General features: G+C 51.1%; 20 protein-coding genes and 1 pseudogene. 3 read left to right on the top strand and 18 right to left on the bottom strand.

All coding sequences use genetic code 11. The features are described 5' to 3' along the window. The 6 genes from cobS to pdxR all read right to left on the bottom strand — a co-directional run. The coding region (gene cobS / locus CHM34_RS10385) for an adenosylcobinamide-GDP ribazoletransferase (RefSeq protein WP_141201683.1) at positions 1-585 on the bottom strand (585 nt) is incomplete at its 3' end. After that, entirely contained in the window at positions 582-1,115 is a 534-nt protein-coding gene (cobU, locus tag CHM34_RS10390) for a bifunctional adenosylcobinamide kinase/adenosylcobinamide-phosphate guanylyltransferase (protein ID WP_094264551.1), read from the bottom strand. The genes cobU and cobS, both read right to left, overlap by 4 nt. Then, positions 1,112-2,251, bottom strand: coding sequence for a threonine-phosphate decarboxylase CobD (cobD, locus tag CHM34_RS10395; protein WP_094264552.1), 1,140 nt, complete (start codon positions 2,249-2,251; stop codon positions 1,112-1,114). Before cobD ends, cobU begins: the two co-directional genes overlap by 4 nt. 69 nt (positions 2,252-2,320) lie before the next feature. After that, a complete protein-coding gene (gene cobT / locus CHM34_RS10400; protein WP_094264553.1) occupies positions 2,321-3,370 on the bottom strand; it encodes a nicotinate-nucleotide--dimethylbenzimidazole phosphoribosyltransferase in 1,050 nt (349 codons plus the stop codon). A 379-nt stretch (positions 3,371-3,749) separates the two neighbouring features. After that, positions 3,750-4,187, bottom strand: coding sequence for a GNAT family N-acetyltransferase (locus CHM34_RS10405; RefSeq protein ID WP_094264554.1), 438 nt, complete (start codon positions 4,185-4,187; stop codon positions 3,750-3,752). A gap of 132 nt (positions 4,188-4,319) precedes the next feature. Then, positions 4,320-5,753: a MocR-like pyridoxine biosynthesis transcription factor PdxR gene (pdxR, locus tag CHM34_RS10410; RefSeq protein ID WP_094264555.1), complete on the bottom strand. Its 1,434-nt coding sequence runs from the start codon at positions 5,751-5,753 to the stop codon at positions 4,320-4,322. A 120-nt stretch (positions 5,754-5,873) separates the two neighbouring features. Between pdxR and CHM34_RS10415 the strand changes: the two genes are divergently transcribed. Then, on the top strand, positions 5,874-6,488 hold the full coding sequence (locus CHM34_RS10415) for a LysE/ArgO family amino acid transporter (protein ID WP_094264556.1): 615 nt from the start codon (positions 5,874-5,876) through the stop codon (positions 6,486-6,488). Here the strand turns inward: CHM34_RS10415 and CHM34_RS10420 are convergent. The 8 genes from CHM34_RS10420 to CHM34_RS10455 form a co-directional block, all read right to left on the bottom strand. Beyond that, entirely contained in the window at positions 6,461-7,234 is a 774-nt protein-coding gene (locus tag CHM34_RS10420; protein ID WP_240511974.1) for an ABC transporter ATP-binding protein, read from the bottom strand. The genes CHM34_RS10415 and CHM34_RS10420 overlap by 28 nt on opposite strands. Beyond that, a complete protein-coding gene (locus CHM34_RS19975) occupies positions 7,200-7,730 on the bottom strand; it encodes an oligopeptide/dipeptide ABC transporter ATP-binding protein (RefSeq protein ID WP_094264558.1) in 531 nt (176 codons plus the stop codon). Before CHM34_RS19975 ends, CHM34_RS10420 begins: the two co-directional genes overlap by 35 nt. After that, entirely contained in the window at positions 7,697-8,239 is a 543-nt protein-coding gene (locus CHM34_RS10430; protein WP_094264559.1) for an ATP-binding cassette domain-containing protein, read from the bottom strand. The genes CHM34_RS19975 and CHM34_RS10430 overlap by 34 nt, the downstream gene beginning before the upstream one ends. Before the next feature lie 12 nt (positions 8,240-8,251). Continuing rightward, the gene (gene nikC, locus CHM34_RS10435; RefSeq protein WP_094264560.1) at positions 8,252-9,121 is read right to left on the bottom strand and encodes a nickel transporter permease; all 870 of its coding nucleotides are present in this window, start codon (positions 9,119-9,121) and stop codon (positions 8,252-8,254) included. Then, complete coding sequence (gene nikB / locus CHM34_RS10440) at positions 9,121-10,062, bottom strand: nickel ABC transporter permease (protein WP_094264561.1); 942 nt, start codon at positions 10,060-10,062, stop codon at positions 9,121-9,123. Before nikB ends, nikC begins: the two co-directional genes overlap by 1 nt. A 1-nt stretch (position 10,063) precedes the next feature. Continuing rightward, positions 10,064-11,623, bottom strand: coding sequence for a nickel ABC transporter substrate-binding protein (gene nikA, locus CHM34_RS10445; protein WP_240511975.1), 1,560 nt, complete (start codon positions 11,621-11,623; stop codon positions 10,064-10,066). A gap of 205 nt (positions 11,624-11,828) precedes the next feature. Further along, on the bottom strand, positions 11,829-13,034 hold the full coding sequence (locus CHM34_RS10450; RefSeq protein ID WP_094264563.1) for a GTP-binding protein: 1,206 nt from the start codon (positions 13,032-13,034) through the stop codon (positions 11,829-11,831). 249 nt (positions 13,035-13,283) lie between these two features. Continuing rightward, positions 13,284-14,012, bottom strand: a complete 729-nt coding sequence (locus CHM34_RS10455; protein WP_094264564.1) for a hypothetical protein — start codon at positions 14,010-14,012, stop codon at positions 13,284-13,286. A gap of 572 nt (positions 14,013-14,584) precedes the next feature. Between CHM34_RS10455 and CHM34_RS10460 the strand changes: the two are divergent. Further along, positions 14,585-14,707, top strand: a pseudogene (locus CHM34_RS10460) (SpoVA/SpoVAEb family sporulation membrane protein); the annotation flags it as partial. Between the two features lie 249 nt (positions 14,708-14,956). Here CHM34_RS10460 and CHM34_RS10465 read toward each other — a convergent pair. Beyond that, positions 14,957-15,163, bottom strand: coding sequence for a DUF1657 domain-containing protein (locus tag CHM34_RS10465; RefSeq protein ID WP_094264565.1), 207 nt, complete (start codon positions 15,161-15,163; stop codon positions 14,957-14,959). 104 nt (positions 15,164-15,267) lie between these two features. Between CHM34_RS10465 and CHM34_RS18975 the strand changes: the two genes are divergently transcribed. Then, positions 15,268-15,600 (top strand): serine aminopeptidase domain-containing protein, encoded by a 333-nt coding sequence (locus CHM34_RS18975; RefSeq protein ID WP_141201684.1) that lies wholly within the window; start codon positions 15,268-15,270, stop codon positions 15,598-15,600. 439 nt (positions 15,601-16,039) lie between these two features. Here CHM34_RS18975 and CHM34_RS10475 read toward each other — a convergent pair whose 3' ends face one another. The 3 genes from CHM34_RS10475 to CHM34_RS10485 all read right to left on the bottom strand — a co-directional run bounded on the left by CHM34_RS10475 (position 16,040) and on the right by CHM34_RS10485 (position 19,040). Then, the gene (locus tag CHM34_RS10475) at positions 16,040-16,711 is read right to left on the bottom strand and encodes an ABC transporter ATP-binding protein (RefSeq protein WP_094264567.1); all 672 of its coding nucleotides are present in this window, start codon (positions 16,709-16,711) and stop codon (positions 16,040-16,042) included. 5 nt (positions 16,712-16,716) lie between these two features. Then, the gene (locus CHM34_RS10480; RefSeq protein WP_141201685.1) at positions 16,717-17,847 is read right to left on the bottom strand and encodes an ABC transporter permease family protein; all 1,131 of its coding nucleotides are present in this window, start codon (positions 17,845-17,847) and stop codon (positions 16,717-16,719) included. A 143-nt stretch (positions 17,848-17,990) separates the two neighbouring features. Next, positions 17,991-19,040, bottom strand: a complete 1,050-nt coding sequence (locus CHM34_RS10485; protein WP_094264569.1) for an ABC transporter permease family protein — start codon at positions 19,038-19,040, stop codon at positions 17,991-17,993. Positions 19,041-20,032: the final 992 nt, after the last annotated feature.

Genomic DNA, 20,032 nt, shown 5'->3' on the forward strand with positions numbered 1-20,032 from the left:
CAGTAGCAATCCCCCCCCCCCCGCCAGTCCAAGAAGAAGGAGAGCGGCCGTCAAAAAAGAGACCGTCAACCCGAAGGGGGTCAGCCCCGCCTTCAGACCGTTGCCGATCCCCTCCCGGCTCCGGTAGGGAAAGGCGCAAATCGCCAGAAGCAAAGCGGTTCGACCGGCTACCGTTGCCGCGACCAAGGGAAAAAAGAGGGGCTCGGAAAGGGAAGCGAGAGCAGAAGCCTTCAACAGAAGCAGAAGGATGGCCGCTAACACCCCCATCGCGCCCACCCGGCTGTCCTTCATGATTTGAAGCGTTCGTTCCCGATCCCGATAGGCACCGAATCCGTCCGCCGTATCCATCAGACCGTCCAGATGAAGTCCTCCAGTCAGATAGACCCAAAGCCCCAGAATCAGTACACCCCGCACCAGGGGCGGAAAGTGTCCGGCGATCAGCCCATCAAATAAGGACAGGAGCAGACCGATCACCAGACCGACAACAGGGTAAAACAACGGACTGCGGGACCAATCCCGCTCATTCGGACGGACCGGAACAGGAATTCGCGTCAGAAAAGCGATCGCATTCAACAATGCGTTCATCCCTTCACCCTCCAGGGCACTCCCGACACCACCATCCACACTTCTCCGGCGGCCCGGGCCACCCGCTGATTAACCGAACCCAGGGCATCCTGAAACATCCGCCCCATCTTGGAGGGAAGTACGCCACCCAGCCCCACCTCTGAGGTAACCAGGATGGCTTCTTTTTTTTCCAACACGGATAACAGGCGATCCGTTTCCTGTTCCATCTGTTTCCCAAACATTCCTTGATCCTCGTTGACTTCCTCCTCCGACAACCGCATCATCCGGTTGGCCGTCCAGGTGGACAGGCAATCCACGAGCAATACCCGCTCCTTCACACCGGACAGTCGCTCCGGGAGCTGAAGAGGCTCTTCCAGCAGGCCCCAGGAAGCCGGCCGCCTCCTTCGATGAGCGGCTACCCGGTGCTCCATCTCGGTATCTCCGGCTACACCGGTCGCCACATACAACACTTCATCTTCCAAACGGGCCGCCATCCGTTCCGCAAATCCACTCTTTCCGGAACGAACACCTCCCGTCACCAACCGTATCACACCCGACTCCTCCCTTGGTCCGCCATCGCTTCCCGCAACACGGCGAGAAGCCGTTCATTCTCCTCCCGGCCCCGGATCGCCACTCGGATATACCGGCCGTCCAGACCGGGATAGGTGGAGCAGTCGCGGATGAGAACGCCTCGCTTTCCCATCTCTCGCTGAAGATGAACCGATGGCGGTTCAACAGAGGAGGCTCCCCCCTCGAGTCGCAACAATAGGTAATTGACCGCTCCGGAAACCGGTTCCAGCCCATCCATCTCCTGCAGAGCTTCCAGCAGATATGGACGCTCCGCCGCCAGCCAGTCCCGAGTTTTCCCTTCGAAGGATCGATCAGCCAAGGCGGCTTCCCCGGCGATCTGCGCCAGGCCGTTCACACTCCAGGGGACCTGCTTTTCCCGGATGCGCCGGATCCAGTCCGGTGCGGCCACGCCGTATCCCAACCGAATCCCCGGAAGGGCGTAAAACTTGGTCATGGAACGGAGAACCACCGCTGTGGGAAACTGTCCGATCCGAGGGATCAGGGAATACCGGTCCCCATCGGCGACGAAATCGAGAAAAGCTTCATCCACCGCTAAAACCGTGTTCTGTCGAACTGCCTCCTCCGCCAGCCGAACCAGCTGATCCGACGGCAACAACAGACCGGTCGGATTATTGGGCTGGCCCAGGTACACCAAGTCGACAGACCGGACCATATCGACCAGTTCCGCCTCCAACGGCTGATAGCCCCGCTCCTCCCCCGCCTCAACCGTGATCAGGGTCTGCCCCCGTTTGCGGGCCGACGCCTCGTATTCCGAAAAGGAGGGGGTTACAATCCCCACTCGCCGGGGCTGAAACGCCTCGTTCACCAAATCGATCAGCTCCGCTCCCCCGTTGCCAACCACAATCCAGTCCTCCGGCACCTGATGCCGGGAAGCCAGAGCCCTGCGAAGCGATCGGCAGTCCGGATCCGGATACCGGGACAAAAGGGGAAGGCCTTCCTCTGCCAGTGATTCCCGCAGTTGGCGCACCACTTGTGGCGGCGGACCCAGAGGATTGATGTTAGCGCTAAAATCCAAGAAAGAGTCCGCCCGACCTCCCAACATCTCCTCCGCCGTCCACCGGTCTCCCCCATGTCCGAAACGTTCCAAACGGGACATCTCATCACCTCCGGCCCATCACTCTTGGAGTCACTTTCATTACAGCCATGAACAATCAGTCCGGAAGCCTCACAGCCCCAGTTCGGCGAAGGTGGCCATTCCTTCGGCCGCCGCTACCGCCCCGTCCAGCAGGGGGAAAGCGAGAACTGCGCCGCTTCCTTCCCCCAAGCGCATATCCGCCCGGATGAGCGGATTCAAACGCAACCGGTCCAATAACACCCGGTGCCCCGGTTCCGTGGACAAATGAGAAGCGATCAAATAGGGCTGAACCCGGGGAGCCATTCGCACGGCCGTCCAGGCCGCCACCGTGGAGATCCATCCGTCAATCACCACCGGGAGCCGCAAAGCGGAGGCCCCCAAAGCGACTCCGGCCATAGCGGCGATCTCCAATCCCCCGACTTTCGCCAAAGCATCCAGGGGATCCTTCGGGTCCGGCTGATTTACCGCCAGACTCCTTTCAATCACCTGCCTCTTGCGCTCCAGAGCCTCCGGATCCAGTCCCGTTCCCGGGCCGACCAACCCGGCGACAGGCTCCTCCGTCAAAGCGGCTGTCAGTGCTGTTCCCGCAGTGGTGTTGCCGATACCCATCTCACCGACGGCCAACAATTGAACCCCTTCTTCCTTCATCCGGCAAGCCATATCCACCCCGGCCCATAGAGCCTCAACCGCTTCCTTGCGGGTCATAGCCGGCCCTTGTGCCATATTGTCCGTACCGGCCCTGATTTTGCACGGAATCACACCTTGCGGGAGCTCCTCCAGCCGACTGCCGACATCCACCACCCACACCCGGGAACCGAATTGTTTGGATAAAACATTGACAGCCGCTTTCCCACGGCAGAAATTGTGTATCATCATTCCCGTCACTTCCCGGGGATAGGCACTCACTCCCTCCTCGGTTACCCCGTGATCGCCGCACATCACGACGGTCGCTTTTTGCCGGATGGAGGGGACGACCTCTCCCGTCATCCCTGCCAGGCGGACCACGATCTCTTCCAGTTGTCCCAAAGCCCCCAGGGGCTTGGTCAGGTTGTCCACGTGCTTGCGGGCCTTCTCTTCCACTTCGACATCCACAGGAGGAATCGTCTCCATCCACCGTTGCAACTCATTCCATCGCTCCATCCTACCCCGTCCTTTTCTCTATTCACTCTAAAAGACTGGTGATTAAATGCGTTCCTGGTGGGTCGGGGTAGGGTTCCACACTCCGTTTCGTTGTTCTTTCGAGCCAAAGGCACTCCGTGTGGAACCCTGCCCTCCCTGAAAGGGGCTTTTCACCGGACTTCTAAAGCGTGTCTGATCATGAACGACAACCGGTGCAAGCCTTTCGACGCCCACACCGTTGCCCCTCCCGCAGATGTGAAACGATCCGCGACCTTTTTGCCGAACCAAACCAGCGATCAAAGAAAAGACGTATGTAGCCGCTAAACGGTTCGGTCCTCCGAAAACTCCACTAGAAGCGTTATAAGGAGTGTAGTCTCCTCTCCATTATACATGTCGAATCCTATAATTCTTTGACAAACTGATAGCTGGGTTTGCGATAGCCCATCTTTTCCTCGTAAAAGCGATGAGCCTCTTTTCGGGCCTGATTGGAAGAGAGAGCGACCCGTTCGCATCCCCGCTCTTCGGCCCAGCGTTCCACATGGTTCAGGAGTTTTCTCCCGTACCCTCGGGAACGCCGGTCCGACTGAGTGACCAGATCATAGACGAAAACGTGTCTCCCATAATAAAAGGTGGTCCATACAGTCACTCCGGCCACAGCAGCGATCTCATCCCCTTCCAACAGCGCGAACAGGCGATAGCCCTCCTTCCTCATCTCCCGAAGCAAACGGAGATACCCCTCTTCCTCCAAATAAGGGCGAAGTTCACTCATGACAGGGTAAGCCCGTCTCCACTCCGCTTCTGTCGTTAACTCCACGATCCGGACATCGGAATGATCCATCCTGCTTCCTCCCCTGAAAAATATAAAATCTCTTTTTCGAATGATAAGAAAGATGCGGTCCTTTTTAAAGAACATGATCGCAAATCAGTATATTCCAACCGATCGTCTTTGAAAGAACACAGATAGAACGGTCTAGAAAAAATCCCTCAAAAGATCGGCGACGATCCGAACTCCCCGCTCCCACTCCCGGCGTGGAGCGTAGGCGTAAGAGAGACGGAGGTGGGAACGGTCCCCCGGATCGTACAGACTGCCGGGATTGAGCAGAACTCCCCGACGCAGGGCCTGCTCAAACAGGCGGTGCAAAGGGAGTGGTTTCCGAAAACGCACCCAGATGTAAAAGCCTCCCGCCGGCAGTTCCCAATCCGCCCAATCGCCCCAATACTTTCTCAGGATCCGGTCGGCATCGGCCCGCCGCTTCCTTAATTCCTTCCGCACCCTTTCCACATGCGCCCGATAACTCCCCTCCGCCAGCCATTCCGCCGCCACCCATTGGGACAGCGTGCTGGAACCGTAATCCGTCTGCATCTTAATATCCGCCAACCGATCGATCACCGGCTCCGGCCCCACCACCCACCCGATGCGCAAACCCGGGGCAAGGACTTTGGACAAGCTTCCCAAATACAAGACGGTTCCCTTGGAATCCCTAGCTTTCAGCGGAGGGGGCACGGGTCCGTCCAAAGACAACTCCCGGTAAACATCATCTTCGATCAACGGAAGCCGCTCCCGCTCACAGGAAGCCAACAGCTCCCGCCTCCTCTCCTCGCTCATCAGAGCACCGGTGGGATTGTGAAAGGAAGGGATCGTATAGTAAAGAGAAGCCCTTGCATGCCGAACTCGGTCCATCCGAAGCCCTTCCCGGCGGAAGGGAAAACCGGTCAGTTTCATCCCCGCAGACTGAAACACGCGGATGGAAAACAGATAAGACGGCTTCTCCAACAAGATGGTCGACCCCTTCTCCAGCAAACCCAGGGATATCAGTTGCAACGCCTGCAACGCACCGGAAACGACAAGGATCGAGGAAGGGGCGGCGGTAATCCCGATGGAGGCCAAATAACGGCTGATCTCCTGACGGAGCGGCAAAAGCCCCTTCGGCTCCTCGTAACCGAGGGAAACGATTTTCCGGGACACTCGTTGCAAAACGCGGCCCATCGACTCCCTCGGATACCATTCCGGAGACAGTTCCCCTGTCCCCAACCGAATCATCCGGGGAGTGAACTCCTCCTCGTTGATCTTGCGGATCATAGATAGATTGGGAGAATGAATCCCGGCATCAACCATGGAAGACCAATCCGGGGGCAGAGAAGGAAGAAGAGACCAAGTATCATTCACGACGCGCGTTCCGCTGCCCACTCTTCCTTCCAGGATCCCCTCCGCGGCCAACTCCTCCAAAGCCGTCACCACACTGCTCCTGTTGACACCGAAATCCCGGGCCAGAACCCGCTGAGAGGGTAAACGACTTCCCACCGGCCATTGACCGGACGCGATTTTTTCTTTGATATGATCGGCGATTTGCCGGTACACCGGAACATTCCCTTCCCGTTGCGGCTTCCAGTCGGAACGCGACATGCTTCTCCTCCTTTCTTTCTTACAAAAATGGTTGGGTCTTTACCCAACCAATTGGAGGTCGACGTCCCATTTTCCTTCCCGTATCATAAGCAAAAACAACCAAACAAAGAGGGGAACAAGATGATCCAAGCTTTTATCCACGGTTTTCTATTGGCCTTCGGCCTGGTGATGCCTCTGGGGATACAAAACGTCTTCGTTTTTAACCAGGGCGCCGCTCACAAAAACTGGCTGCGTGCGATTCCAGCGATCGCCACCGCTTCCGTTTGCGACGGGGCTCTCATCCTGCTGGCCGTGACGGGAGTCTCCCTGATCGTGCTTCAATTCGCCTGGTTGAAAACACTCTTGTATGGATTCGGATTTTTCTTTTTGATTTTCATCGGATATTCCCTGTGGAAGTCTGCCGCAGAGACCTCCTCCCCCGAAAAGGAGGCGGGCTTTTCTCCCCGGCGACAAATCCTTTTCGCCGCTTCCGCTTCCCTGCTGAATCCCCATGCCATTCTGGACACCATCGGTGTCATCGGCACCAGCTCCCTGGGGTACGAAGGAAGAGAAAAATGGGTGTTCACCGCCGCCTGTATCCTCGTTTCCTGCATCTGGTTCATCCTTTTAGCCGCAGCGGGAAGGTTGACCGGGTCCTTGGATCGTTCCGGCCACCTCCTCACCCGACTCAATCAAGCCTCCGCCCTGCTGATCTGGGGCATCGCCCTCTACATGGGTTGGCAATTGGTAAATTGACGAGTGTAGGGATGGCGACGGGTTTCAAACAATTGCCCTGAGGCGAATACGTCTACCAGTCTCCCTTTTTTTAAAACGGCGATGCGATCGCTCATGAAGTGAACCGCTGCGATATCATGTGAAATAAACAAATACGACATATTGAAATCGTTTTTCAATCCCTTGAGCAAATTCAGTATCTGCGCTTGAACAGACACATCCAGGCTGGATGTCGGTTCGTCACAGACAAGCAGTTTCGGCTGTAAACTGAGACTGCGTGCGATCGCCACGCGTTGCCTTTGTCCCCCGCTCAGCTGAGCCGGTACCCGATCCAACACGTCCGGACCGAGACCGACTTTGTCCAGTAAAACGGCGGCCATCTGCCGTTTTGCATGCCGAATGCCGCTCAAAAATGAAGGGGAAACATCCGGATAATTCTCAAGAGGTTCAATCACTGTTTTCCAAATGGGTAGCCGGGGATTTAACGAAGCTGTGGGATCTTGAAAGATGACTTGTACATGTTTGCGCGCATTCTTCAAAGCCCGGCCCCGAAGGGCGTGCAGGGGAGCGCCGTCCAGGAGAATCTCCCCTTGATCCGGCGTCTCCAGCCGCAAAATCAACTTGGCCAAGGTGCTTTTCCCACTCCCGCTTTCCCCTACAAGACCCAGACATTCACCCTCTGCCAGGGAAAACGACACATCGACCAATGCATTCACTCTTCCCGGATAACATTTAGATAGGCGGTTGATCTCCAACAGCGGCGTCAAGAGCGTCCCCCCTTTCGCTATCCGGGTGGTGACAGGCAAACCGGTGCCCATCCCCCAAACTTTTCATGGCGGGTATATCCCTGCACCCGTCTGATTTCCGGGGACACCGGAGAAGAAAAGGACATCCTTCTCGAGCGACAGCCCCGGGTTCTCCCGGAATAGACGTCAGTTTTTCAGGCATCTGTTTTTTTAATGTCGGTTTTGATTGCAATAACAGTCGGGTGTACGGATGTTGCGAACGATTGCGAATCACTTCGGTCCTCCCGGTTTCCATCAATCGCCCTCCGTACATCACCCCCAGGCGTTGGGTCCGTTTGAGAATGTGAGTCAGATCATGGGAGATAAACAGGACGGCACATCCCGCTTCTTTTTGGAGATCCGCCAATAAATCCATGATCCGTTCTCCAGTGAGGATATCCAGAGCGGTTGTCGGCTCATCGGCAATGATGAGTGAGGGTTTCATCATGAGTACGGTAGCGAGTGCCGCCCGTTGCAACTGGCCCCCGCTGAGTTGAAAGGGATACTCTCATATGCGCGAACAGGCGGAAGATGAACCCGATCCAGCCATGACAGAGCCGTTTCTTTCGCTTCCCTGACGCTGACCGCCCTGTGACTCCGAATGGTCTCCACCATTTGCTTGCCGATTTTAAAAAACGGAGTAAAGCTTCCCTGGTAATCCTGAAAGATATAAGCGATTTTCCTTCCCCGGAGACGCCTTCTCTCCTTTTGGGTCATCGAATACAACGACGTTCCGTTGATGAGAACGTCTCCCGCTGTCACTTGCAGGGCCTTCGGCAGTAAATCGAGAAGAGCGGCGGCAGTCACACTTTTGCCACTGCCGCTTTCTCCTACGAGGCCTACCATCTCACCAGAGCGGATGGATAAGCTGAAGTCCTCGACCAGTTTACGAACCACGGTTTTACCGCGATTCTTCACCGATGCGACGGTCAAATTTTTTATTTCTACGAAAGGATCCGAATGAGCCTGGAGATCGGTGATGGACATCAGAACACCTCCTCAAAAAGTCGGATCCGTCTCATGAATGGCATCCCGAAGCCCGTCGCCGATCAGGTTGCAAGCCAGAACCACCCACAGAATGGCACTGCCCGGGTAAAACATCAGTTCGGGAAACGTTTGAAAATAAGATCTGCCGTCATTGAGCATGGCTCCCCATTCGGGATTCGGCGGCTGAATGCCCAGACCGAGATATGAGAGAGACGAAATGATCAGAATTACGGTACCGACATCCAATGCGGCCAACACCAGTACCGGTGAGAGAATTTGCGGGAGCAAATGGCGATACAAAATCTTCCACGAACTGCATCCTCCCACCCGTGCCGCCAGCACATACTCTTTTTCCCGTTCAGAAAGAACGATACCGCGCACGACCCGTGCATAACGGACCCACTTAACAAGTACGATAGACAGCATCAGATTGATCAAGCTCGGCCCCAGAAAACCCGCCACAGCGATCGCCAAGACGAACTCCGGAAAAGCGATCAATCCGTCCACGATCCGCATCAAGACGGCATCCAACCGGCCGCCGGCATATCCGGAAATCAATCCGACAGGAATACCGATGACGATCACAGAAAAAATCACCAAGGCCGTGATGCCCAGTGTCGTTTGTGCACCGACCGCCAGTCTGGAAAATAGGCAGCGTCCCATATGATCCGTTCCCAACGGATATTTTTCACTGGGAGGCTGCAACCGTTCACTCATGTTCACCGCCAGGGGATCGTTGGGCACGAGGAAAGGACCGACCAGCGATATCAACAGAACGGATATCAACATTCCCGTGCCGATCAATAGTAACGGCTTCCGCACCCATTTCTGCACCGGGTTCGGAAACATCGACATCTTCCCCTCCGCTGTAACAGGCTTCATCAGGAATCCTCCTTCCTGAACCGGATTCGGGGGTCCACCAGGCGGTAGGACAGGTCGACCAATAAATTCATCCCAACGACAAAAACGCCGGTGAGAAGGACATATCCCTGAATGACCGGGTAGTCCCGGCCAAAAATAGCTTCAATCGCCATACTGCCCAATCCCGGCCAGGAGAAAAGCATCTCGACAACCACCGATCCACCGATGAGATGACCGATACTCGTCCCAAACACGGTGATGATCGGCAGAAGCGCTCCCCGTAAAGCATGTCTCCATAAAATCCGCCGCTCGGGAACTCCCCGTGCCCTCGCCGCCCGGATGTACTCCTGCGACAGGCTGTCCAGCAGCCCTGCCCGCAAAAGCCGCGCATAAACAGCGGCCAGAGAAAAGCCCAAAGTTAAAGAAGGAAGAATCATATGGAACCAGGTGTCCCTTCCTGTAGAAGGCAACAACTGAAACCGAAAAGCAAAAAAGTAGATAAGAAAGAGTCCCAGCCAGAAACTGGGCACGGAAGCGCCGATCAGTGCGAGTACCCTGCTGATTTGATCCGGCCACTTGTTTGGATAACGGGCACCCAGGATCCCCAAAGGGAAAGAGATAAACAACATGACAACGAGAGCGCCGGCGGTCAATTGTAAGGTAATCGGCAGGCGCTTCATCATCTCTTCCCAGACCGGCTCTCCAGTCAGATACGAATGGCCGAGATCGAGCCGGAACAGACCCTGCATCCACTTTCCGTATTGAACATATAACGGTTGATCGAAGCCAAACTCCTCACGGAGTTTCGCTTCGTCAGCCCGCGTAACATTAAGCTTGTCCGCTTGCAAAATCGACAAGACGGGATCTCCAGGTGCCAGCTTCATTAATGTAAATGTCATGATTGAGAGAAACAACAGCACCATCAAAAGTTGAACCAGCCGCTTTCCTACCAGTCTGAGCATCTTATTCCACGTCCATGGTATGAGTCAGGATATAGTATTCTTCCAGTCCCGGCGTCCAACCGACGATGCGTTTGTTGATGCCGTAAATGTTACCGGGATAGACAGCATAACTGTGAGGCAACTCTTGATGCAGTACCGTGACGGCTTCCCGGGTCAACTCGGTCCGTTTTTCCATCTCATCTGTCGCATTCAGCTCATCGACGATTTTGTTCAGCGCGGGAAGATCGAGGTTGGAAGGGTTTAATGATCCTTCCGGCACGAGAGAAGTATTCAAAAAATAAGCGCCGTCTCCCCGGGGAGCTGTCAGGTTGCTGTACGTAACCACATCCCAACTCTCATTTTTGTTTAAGTGACTGTCCACGTCTTCCACTGTTTTGATTTTCACATCAATCCCGGCTTGGGCGGCATCCGACTGAAACAGCTGAGCAATTCGGGGAAGCTCAGGTCTTGCTCCGTAAGTGACCAGCTCCAGGGTTAAAGGCTTTCCGCCTTTCGCCATTTTCCCGTTGGAATCTTTTTGATAGCCAGCCTCTTTCAATAATTCCTGAGCTTTGGACACATCCTTTTTTACAGGAGCTTTTTTGCTACTAAAGGGAAGCTCGCCAGTGAAAGGGCCGTTGGCGGGAGAGGCATGACCCAGCATAATGTCCCGGACGATACTCTGACGATCCAGAAGGTGATCCAGTGCCCGCCGCACCCGGAGATCCCGCATCTGCGACTTTTGTTGGTTGTAAAGGAGAAAATGGACTCTCAAACTGGGGATCGATTCGACTTTCAGATCCTCCTCTTTTTGAATGGAGGCGACATTCTCCGGGGGCAGATTGAAAGCGATGTCGGCTTCCCCCGATTGCAAAGTGAGCGCGCGAACGTTGGGATCCTCATTGAATCGGATCGTCGCCCCTTTCAATTTCGGTTTGCCGTCCCAGTAGTGATCATTGCGTTCCACCACCACTTCGGTGTTCGGAGTAAACCGTTTAACCTGAAAGGGGCCGGTGCCGATCGGTTTTTTATTGAAAGGATTCCGCCCCATCTTTTTTTCCGCTTCTGCTTGGACCACAGAAGCATAGGGGTTGACCAATTCTGAAGGCAGAGATGGATGGGGTTCCGTCGTCTTAATGGTCAGCTTTTGTCCCTCGGCCTGCATGGATTCAACCTTCAGTGCGTTGGCCAAGGCTTTGCTTTCCCGGATACCTCTTTCAAAGGAAGCTTTTACAGCGGCGGCGTCCATCTTGGTTCCATCGTGAAACCGGATCCCATCGCGAATGATGAACTCCCAAGTCTGATCGTCTTTGGATGTCCAATCCTTCGCCAGCCATCCTTTCAATTGTAAATCCGAGTCGAGTTTGATCGACGTTTCAGTAATACCGGCCCTCAAGGGAGTCAAGGTATGATGAGGATTCAGATCAGGGGATTTAAAGCTGAACATCAACGTGATCTCCTTATCCCCGCTTTCACGATGTCCGGAATTGCCGGCGTCTGGCGAGCAACCAGCCACAACCAGAGCCAGCACCACAGTGAGCCATAACAAACGTTTAACGAAAAATCGAGAACGGCTTAGCAACCCAACCCCACCCTTTTTTCGATTCATACGCCATCGACCGACTCGATGAAGGCATCGATTCAATAAAGACGAATCATGACAGGACTGAACCCCAAACATTATTCCAAAAAAAAGAGAAGGTATTGCCGAAGAGGCGGCGTCCTCCTCCTTTATGACTCAACTGATGAAAGTGTCCGAGCCCGATCCTTCGGGCATGGTGCATGGATCAGGAAATCTCGGCTTCAGTCTCCGGCAGTCCGGGCAACGGATCCGGAAAGCGGCTCCAATCTTTTTTCATCTCTTCGGATGTCAACAAACAGTCATCCAGAGAGTCTTCCAGCGTCCGCTGATCCATATCGATTCCGATCAGAACCAGTTGAGTCATCCGGTCTCCCCACACAGGGTCCCATTCTTCCCGAAGCTCCGGCTGTTCCCGGAAAATCGACGCCTTCTCTTCCTCGGACAGGGAAGCAACCCAGTATGCGACGGGGCCGATTTGAACAGAAGGGCCGGCCTGACTCACCTGGTAAGCCGCCTCCATTCCGTTGGCCACCCATGCGATTCCTTTGGCTCGAACCACCTCTTCCGGCCATTCCTCCAGCCAACGGTACAACCGTTTCGGGTGGAAGGGAGCCCGGCGTTTGTAGACGAATGAGGCAATACCGTACTCTTCCGTCTCCGGGGTATGTTCTTTCTGCTCCAGTTCCCGAATCCACCCCGCCGATTCACTGGCGGTCTCCAAATCAAACCGCCCGGTATTCAAAATCTCCTCGGGTTGCACTTGACCGTACTCCGTGCGCAGAATTCGGGCTTCCGGCGCCAGCTTGCGCAGAAATGCCTCCATTTGATCCAGTCGATCTTCGGATACTCGGTCACATTTATTCATCAGCAAAACATTGCAGAACTCGATCTGATCGATTAAGAGATCGGCCACATCCCGGGTATCGTCTTCCCCTGCGGCCTGTTGACGGTCGAGGAGAGATTCCCCGGAAGCGAAATCATGCCAAAAGCGGTCCACATCCACCACCGTCACCATCGTATCCAATCGACACAGAAGGGACAGATCCATTCCGCTTTCTTCATGGACATAGGAAAAGGTCTGGGCTACCGGCACCGGTTCGCTGATTCCCGTCGATTCGATGAGTATGTAGTCGAACCGCCCTTCCATCGCCAATCGTTTCACTTCCACCAGCAGATCTTCCCGTAATGTACAGCAGATACAGCCGTTAGACATTTCAACCAATTTCTCTTCGGTGCGGGAAAGCCCTCCTCCCCGGGCAACCAGGCCGGCATCGATGTTGATTTCACTCATATCGTTGACGATCACCGCCACCTTCAAGCCCTGCCGATTATTCAGCACATGATTGAGCACCGTGGTCTTCCCCGCCCCCAAGTAACCACTTAGAACGGTCACCGGGATTTTATCCGCCATGAGACTCTCTCCTTTTTTATGGACATCCTCTACAAATCGTAATTATTACGCTTTACCTTTTGGGGAACACTATATCCAACGCGTCCCATTTTGTCAACAGTCACTTTTATATAACTGTTTCGTCATTCGGGGAATCCGGCTGTATTCATATTGATAACGGTATCGTTTGAGCTCAGGCGGTGGACGAACCATCTCTGTGCGCGATCGCTACAAAAAAAGTCCTCCCTGAAGGAAGGACGACTCACTCGGCTATAAGGTGACCCCCTCGTCCCCTTTCGCCTGTTTTAATAAGTACTGCCATTTGCTCTTTTTATCCTGGGGCATATTCATATCACTGGTCAGATAGTAGAGAATATACATCCCCTTATCCGTGGACAGGAAACGGACTACACCGCTCATATCCGCAATTTCAGGATCATCCTTCACTTTCACTTCCGACAGAACGCTGTCCTCTTGGGCTTCGAGGACGTTCCACTCGGAGCGACCGGACGACTCGTCTCCTTTGATAACGGCTTGTGCATACTGCTGAGCTGTCGCCTCTTTCTGCAATCCCGGAATATATTGAACCATGATCATTTCGTCGACATTGATGGAGGTGTCACCATCTACAGTCAAGGACGTGGTCTCCACCTTGAGGTTGTCCTCGGTTTGTGTTTCGCTGTTGGCTTCCTGCCAATTCCGCTTATCCGTTTTTACCTTCAGGTGGCTGACCGTCACTTCGTTCCCCTCCAGATAACTGTCGGAGTCATCAGGGTTCTGGGAATCGAAGTCGTCGGAATTCGACGGCGGCTGAGCCGCATCGGTATCTTCGTCCGCTTCCTCCTCACTGCTGTCATTCGACGGTTCCTCTTTCTTCTCGGCTTGCTTCACCTCTTTCTGTTGCTCCGCTTCAATCGCTTGCTTCACCGCCAGTGAACACCCGCTGCCGAACACCAGTACCATCAACGCGGCTGCCGCCGCGATCCACTTTGCGGGCAAAACGATCACCTCGATTGGACAATGGATTATATCAATACTATACTACCAAAATTCATGGTAGTTCATGGGACTTATTATACGATTGAATTCCGAAGTTTTCAGCGGTCTAACGAAAGCCGACTCAACAAGTTCATCCCAAAAAAGAACGATTCGAGGATCGTTACGCCAAAATGACCCTATATATTGACAAACAACTCAAACGTCTGCTGGAGTTGGAAAGCAAGACTGTAGAGGGGGGAAAAACAAAAATCATTAACGAAGCCCTTAAGCGTTACTATAGAATTAAGTAGCATTACCCCTGTATATTCCCAACCGGAAAAGCATTAGAGTCGAATCAATGTCTATTGCTTAAAAAACGGATAAGATAGAATGTGTGTGAAAAGGATAACATAGACTAAAAAAAGGACCCGCGCCAGCACGCGGGTCCGGACCAAGAACTCACTTCATTTAAGCATCTCCTGATAGATGGGAAATGCTTTATCTATATAATACAGTTTGCAAAACAAACAAGTCTATAATAAAGGGAAGGCTTAATAAGCAAAAAAGATAAGGAGGGCACCCCCTAGGCCCCAGAAGCTGAAAAACACGGTCTCGTTGGGGTCATCACGGGGATGTTTGAAGTAACGAGCTCCGGAATCTCCGCTGCCATCGCCTTTGGCTTTTTAGCCGCCCTGATCTTTAAACCCCGAGGTTAAAGGTGAAGTAAAATGCAACAGACCATTGCTAGTGCAACAATGCCTCCCTGATTCCATCACTCCTTCAAACTCCATAATTGAATCCAATTTTCAACGCTTCTAGCCCAAAGAAAAAAAGGAGGGAAGAGCCGCCATTCGATTGCTTCCCTCTCTTTTTAATGAATTGGTCTTTGATTTTTCGACTTTTTCAGGGGGAACTAGATCGTACAGAAAACCCATTTTCCTTTCCTTCAGGTGATGGGTTGTTTTTTACTGTTGCTTATACTGAGGTTCTTCCTGCATCACTTGATCTTCTCGGCTTTTCAACTGTTGCACAACGGAGTCCATGTTTTGTGCCAGTTGGTTGTACATTTGTTTCGCCTGTTGGTTATCGGTGTCCAAGGCAAAGGTTTTCAGATCAGCGGCAACCCCTTCTGCACTGGCCACGGTTTGTTGGAGTTTCGTACCGATGGTCATGGAACACACCTCCTTTTAGATAACATGTTGTTCACCACTTATTTTTCCTGGATAGGGCTTGGCCATCCCTGCGAAAATATTCCTCTACCAACCAATTTTTGAATATGACCGACCTGCGGGGATTTGGCTATTCGGATGGAAAATGCGGCCATATCACTCGTTTTTACGAATACCTCAACGACTTGGATCAAATGATTCATGTCCTCAAACAACAACTTGGAAACCGTCGGTTTTATTACCGGATGAAAGACACCCCCGGCCAGGAAGACGACGGCAAGCAACTTTGCACCCTTCTGGAGCAAAGCCGGGACCGGGAGACAACGAAGCCCGGTCGCAAGGAAACGTCCGGGCTTCAACATTGGAACCCAATACCGTTAACCAGCATTCAATACGATGTAAAGTCGGGTTCACCTCCTGAAACCACTCTAATGAGCTAACTCGGATATAGCTTTCCCATTTAGGGCGTGTCTGGTAAATCAAAAGTAGCTGAAGACCGATTTCCGGCGTAGCGCCCTTTGCTCCGACCACCTAGCGGAGTCTCCGAAGGATCCAACCGTTTAGCGGCCACCAAGCTTTTCATTTGGCCGCTGGTTGGGTCCGTAGGAGGCGGAGCGGACAGCTTTTACATCTGTGGGAGGGCAAGAGGCGCGAAGACGGAAATCGGCTCCCTAGGCACCCACGTGGAAAATCGCCCTAGGGTTTAATTATCAGACACGCCCTAGTATCAGATTACTCCCCTCTTCACTGCATCTATTCGATTGGCCTTCGAAAAACCGCTTTTGTAGTGGCAACAAAGCCCACGAACGTTACCTGCACGAGTCCCGTGACAAAGACTTTTTTACTTTGAATTAATAGGCGGTTCAGCAGATGGCTTTGTTACGAAGCAATAAGAGCCACCTTTCCATCCTGCAAATAGTAGATTTTATAACACCAGTCCGCGACAACTTGGTCATGAGTAACGATCACCAATGTTTTCCCTTGCTGGTTCAGCTTCTTAAAGATATTCAAGATCTCCTTCTCTGTTTGATCATCCAATGACCCGGTCGGTTCATCCGCCAAGATCAAATCTGGATCTTGAATCAGCGCTCTGGCGATCGCGACCCTTTGCATTTCGCCTCCCGACAGCATATCCACGTCTTTCTGCTTCAACTCCGTGATTTTTAAGTCCGCTAATACACGATCGACTTTATCAATAATTTCTCCTTTGGAAAGTTTGCTGTATCGCAAGGGAAGAGCAATATTTTCGAACACGTTTTTACTGTCGATTAGCATATAATTCTGGATGATAAACCCGATATTCTGCTTCCGAAAGCGGGCCCGTTCATTGCCGTTCATATCGCTGATCTTCGCCTGTTTATACTGATACGTCCCCCGATCCGCCATATCCAGACCGGCCAAAATATTTAGCAGTGTGGACTTTCCTGATCCGCTCCTACCCATAATTGCCAACATATCGCCCTGTTCGATTTCCAAATTGAGCCCTTTCAAAACGTCAATTTTCCGTTCGCCGCTCCGATATGATTTAGTCAAATCTTTTAGGGTTATCAAAGGAATCACTCCGATCGTTTTAACAAGCTGCTAATTTCAATTTTGCGGAACTGCAAATAAATGGGGGAAGCAGAGATCAGAACAATAGCGGAAAAGATTGTCACGTTCATCAGAATGTACATTCCCAGAGACACATCGATGATCTGTTGATACAAAAGTGTGACCACCAGTCCCGGCAATCCCACCATGAGGAGAATTTCAGACAAAAAGTAAAAAAACAGTTGATTCAAAGTAGCCCCGGACACGAGATGAATAGCCATATTACGGTAGTTATCTTGAAACTTGGTCATCATTAAAATCGAGATGCTGAGAATACAAACCACGAATAACGATGCCGCCAAGATTTTTAACAGATTCCGATTAAGCTGAATCGCCGAGAACATGAAATCGAGGGAACGACTATTCGCCCCGATCATTTGCATATCGGGAAAATCGGATATCGTTTTCACCTGCTCCAAGTCGCGACGAACAACATACGGTTCCTCGTCACTAAAAACAGTCCCATTGATCATTTGTAGGTAATGCAATTTTTGAAATAACGCATCTTCTTCATCTTGGGGTGCCTCGTTAAATTGTAAAGCCGGCATGACGATATAACGATCCAAGTACAATTCCGGATTGTTCATATTAAACACAAAAGTGTCGGATTGGATAAATCCTTGGACCACTAATTTAAAATCCTTACGCAGATACTTTGTCGTGATCCTATCGCCCACTTGGTAAAACGGTTCATATTCTGCCCCTAACAAGACCGGAATTGAATTTCCATCATAATAGAAATCCTCGGAGGAAAATCCAGATCCTTTACTTAACGGAATTGAAAAGCGGGTAAAGCCATTTTCATTGATTTGAATCGCTTTCAATGGTTTATAAGGACGTTCCTTTAAGCGTTCAATGGGGACCCCTTCCTCATACCCATTTAAAAATTTATTCCACTTTGAATCATCATCGATCTTCACATCAATCATCTGATTAAACAGATAAATATAACGCTCTCCAAAGTATTGTTCCAAATTCTCATAAAACGTCTTCGATTTCTTAAGAGAATCAGGTTGGTCTAAAAAATCCTGAAATTTGCTATCTGGCACAAGATCATCCGACAATTGGTAAAACGTCAGATCCTTTAAGGGTTCCAAGCGGTCCGATTTGCTTTCGATCTGCGTATGGGAGAGAAATAACAGGGTGCTGGTGAAAAACAAGGCGGTAATCTGAATAGCTATCAACACAGAAAACCATTTCCGTCGTTTGATGCTCTCCCATACTTCTCGTAGGATCATTTTCATGAGCGAGATGTTCCTTTCTCATCGATTGGCTTCAGACCATTCCCTTTCAACACCCAAATGGATAAAAGGGAAAAGAGAAGGATTCCCCCATATGCTATTAATATTTGTAAAATATGTAATCTAAGGGAATCAATAGTGATCTTACCCCACACTATCAATAGAAATGAGCTTCCCAGAGAAACCAATCCGTAACAAATGGAAACCAGCAACAGATACTGAATCGTCGTTCGTACGTAAACCTTTCTCAAGGAGATTCCATGCTGCCATAAAATGCGTATCTCGTTTTTTCTCTTGTTGAACCAATACTGATTAAACAAGAGACTGGTAATCATTAGAATGCTAGCAATGAAAATCAAGATTCCTTTTTGGTAGAAGTCCGTACCGAGATATCGTTGAGCTCCATGATCAGTCCGATCGATCACCTGGATCGGTATGGAATTCTGGTTTACAGATAAGGCTTGATCGTGTTTCATCTTGTTGTCCTCGGTGTTCATGACATACAGATTGGGATGGTTATCGATCGCGTCCATATTGACGAGGGCTAACTCGTCCACCTCCGACGGATAGAAAGCGCCCATTCGGCCGATCACTTCGAACGTCTTTCCTGCCAACTGGAAGTATTCCTTACCGTTCTTTTCAAAGACATCTTCTTTTCCGACGCTTTCCCCCACTTCCTGACCTAGCACTGCAATCCGCTTACCGGTGTAAAAATCGGTGGCAGTAAAATACCGACCTGATACCATCGGGGGAACAAAGGTCTTTTCATTAAAATAAATAGCCCGGTCCGCATATTTCTGTTTAGTATCTAATTCGTTAAAAACCGTATAAGGTTTGTCTGTATCCAGTTTCCTCCAGTCAATAGACAGACTTGAACCCTGAAATGCAAAGGTGAAACTTGTTGGATCATACAATCCTCGAGTCAACAGATTCATTTCTTCCTGTTTGATCTGATAATAACTAGTAGAGACAACCAATATACTTAATAACAGATACAATATAATTAACCACAAGCTTCCATTACGCCGCCATTGCCTGAATTTATTCATAAAATGCCCCTCTTTTGGAAAATAAAAATGGAATATACTTCTCTTCTTGCTGCTACCCTTACAATTTTATCTTAACGATTAGGAATAAAAGCAGGTATCAAAAAAGATACCTGCTTTTATTTATTATTAAAATCATTAGGGTCTGCCCCAATAGGTCTTTCCTACATGTACAGCACTTGCATAAGGAGACTTAGCGATTGTATACCCGGTACCATGTACTCTTCCACTGTCTGTCCTAATTGCACCACTCACTCGATCTACCATACGTGCACGGGTATAATGATAGACTCCTTTCCAAACAGTTTCACCCACTGCACGTTCATAATGAAATTTATCAGGGTGGGCTTCCACCCATCCATTGTGAGCTTGAGGTCCTTGAATGCTAGCTTCTTCAGTATTCCAAGAACCCACTCCCTCTGTCCACCCCCCCATTAAGTGTTGTTGCAGAGGCAGACGCTGGAATTGATAAACTTCCACAGATTAAACCGACTGACACTACCTGAAGAAACCGTTTTTTGACCCTCAATATAATCCCTCCTTTATAGTTGGGAATTCGATAATAATATCGGTGATTCCTTCTTAAGATAGGAAATTTTTCAGCTAATACTCCTTCAGGCAATCTTAATCTTGTTTGCTCTTTTAAGATTGCATTGTCCCGCTTGTTTTTGTTGTACCGATCGTGCCTTGTCCATTCAGTATAGAATATATTGGGGAATATTTAATGATTGGCAAATCCTTTGTACAATCTTCCTCTGAAACTTGCCGCTACCTGGATGATCGGAGAGAAGTACGAATCTGGCGTAAGTTAATGAGAGATGAACAAATGTATCCCTCATCAATAAAAAGCCCTGGAGAAAACCAAGGCTTTTTGATTTCAGAAATCCCGGATGGTCCATTCAAAAATGGACCAAGGGCGCAATTACACATTGACGCACGTCAAGCGGGTGAATGTCTTGCGAATCGGAATGCCGATTGGTTCCCATTGGAAATTT

Origin of the sequence: Paludifilum halophilum, from assembly GCF_002245355.1 — a bacterium.
Lineage (GTDB): Bacteria > Bacillota > Bacilli > Thermoactinomycetales > DSM-45169 > Paludifilum > Paludifilum halophilum.

Excerpts from the sequence above, each read along its gene's own strand:
- CHM34_RS18975 (WP_141201684.1), top strand. The coding sequence starts at position 15,268 with ATGACCGACCTGCGGGGATTTGGCTATTCGGATGGAAAATGCGGCCAT.
- CHM34_RS10485 (WP_094264569.1), bottom strand. The coding sequence starts at position 19,040 with ATGAATAAATTCAGGCAATGGCGGCGTAATGGAAGCTTGTGGTTAATT.
- CHM34_RS10430 (WP_094264559.1), bottom strand. The coding sequence starts at position 8,239 with ATGTCCATCACCGATCTCCAGGCTCATTCGGATCCTTTCGTAGAAATA.
- CHM34_RS10465 (WP_094264565.1), bottom strand. The coding sequence starts at position 15,163 with ATGACCATCGGTACGAAACTCCAACAAACCGTGGCCAGTGCAGAAGGG.
- nikC (WP_094264560.1), bottom strand. The coding sequence starts at position 9,121 with ATGAAGCCTGTTACAGCGGAGGGGAAGATGTCGATGTTTCCGAACCCG.
- cobT (WP_094264553.1), bottom strand. The coding sequence starts at position 3,370 with ATGGAGCGATGGAATGAGTTGCAACGGTGGATGGAGACGATTCCTCCT.
- CHM34_RS10415 (WP_094264556.1), top strand. The coding sequence starts at position 5,874 with ATGATCCAAGCTTTTATCCACGGTTTTCTATTGGCCTTCGGCCTGGTG.
- pdxR (WP_094264555.1), bottom strand. The coding sequence starts at position 5,753 with ATGTCGCGTTCCGACTGGAAGCCGCAACGGGAAGGGAATGTTCCGGTG.
- CHM34_RS10450 (WP_094264563.1), bottom strand. The coding sequence starts at position 13,034 with ATGGCGGATAAAATCCCGGTGACCGTTCTAAGTGGTTACTTGGGGGCG.
- CHM34_RS10405 (WP_094264554.1), bottom strand. The coding sequence starts at position 4,187 with ATGGATCATTCCGATGTCCGGATCGTGGAGTTAACGACAGAAGCGGAG.
- cobD (WP_094264552.1), bottom strand. The coding sequence starts at position 2,251 with ATGTCCCGTTTGGAACGTTTCGGACATGGGGGAGACCGGTGGACGGCG.
- nikB (WP_094264561.1), bottom strand. The coding sequence starts at position 10,062 with ATGCTCAGACTGGTAGGAAAGCGGCTGGTTCAACTTTTGATGGTGCTG.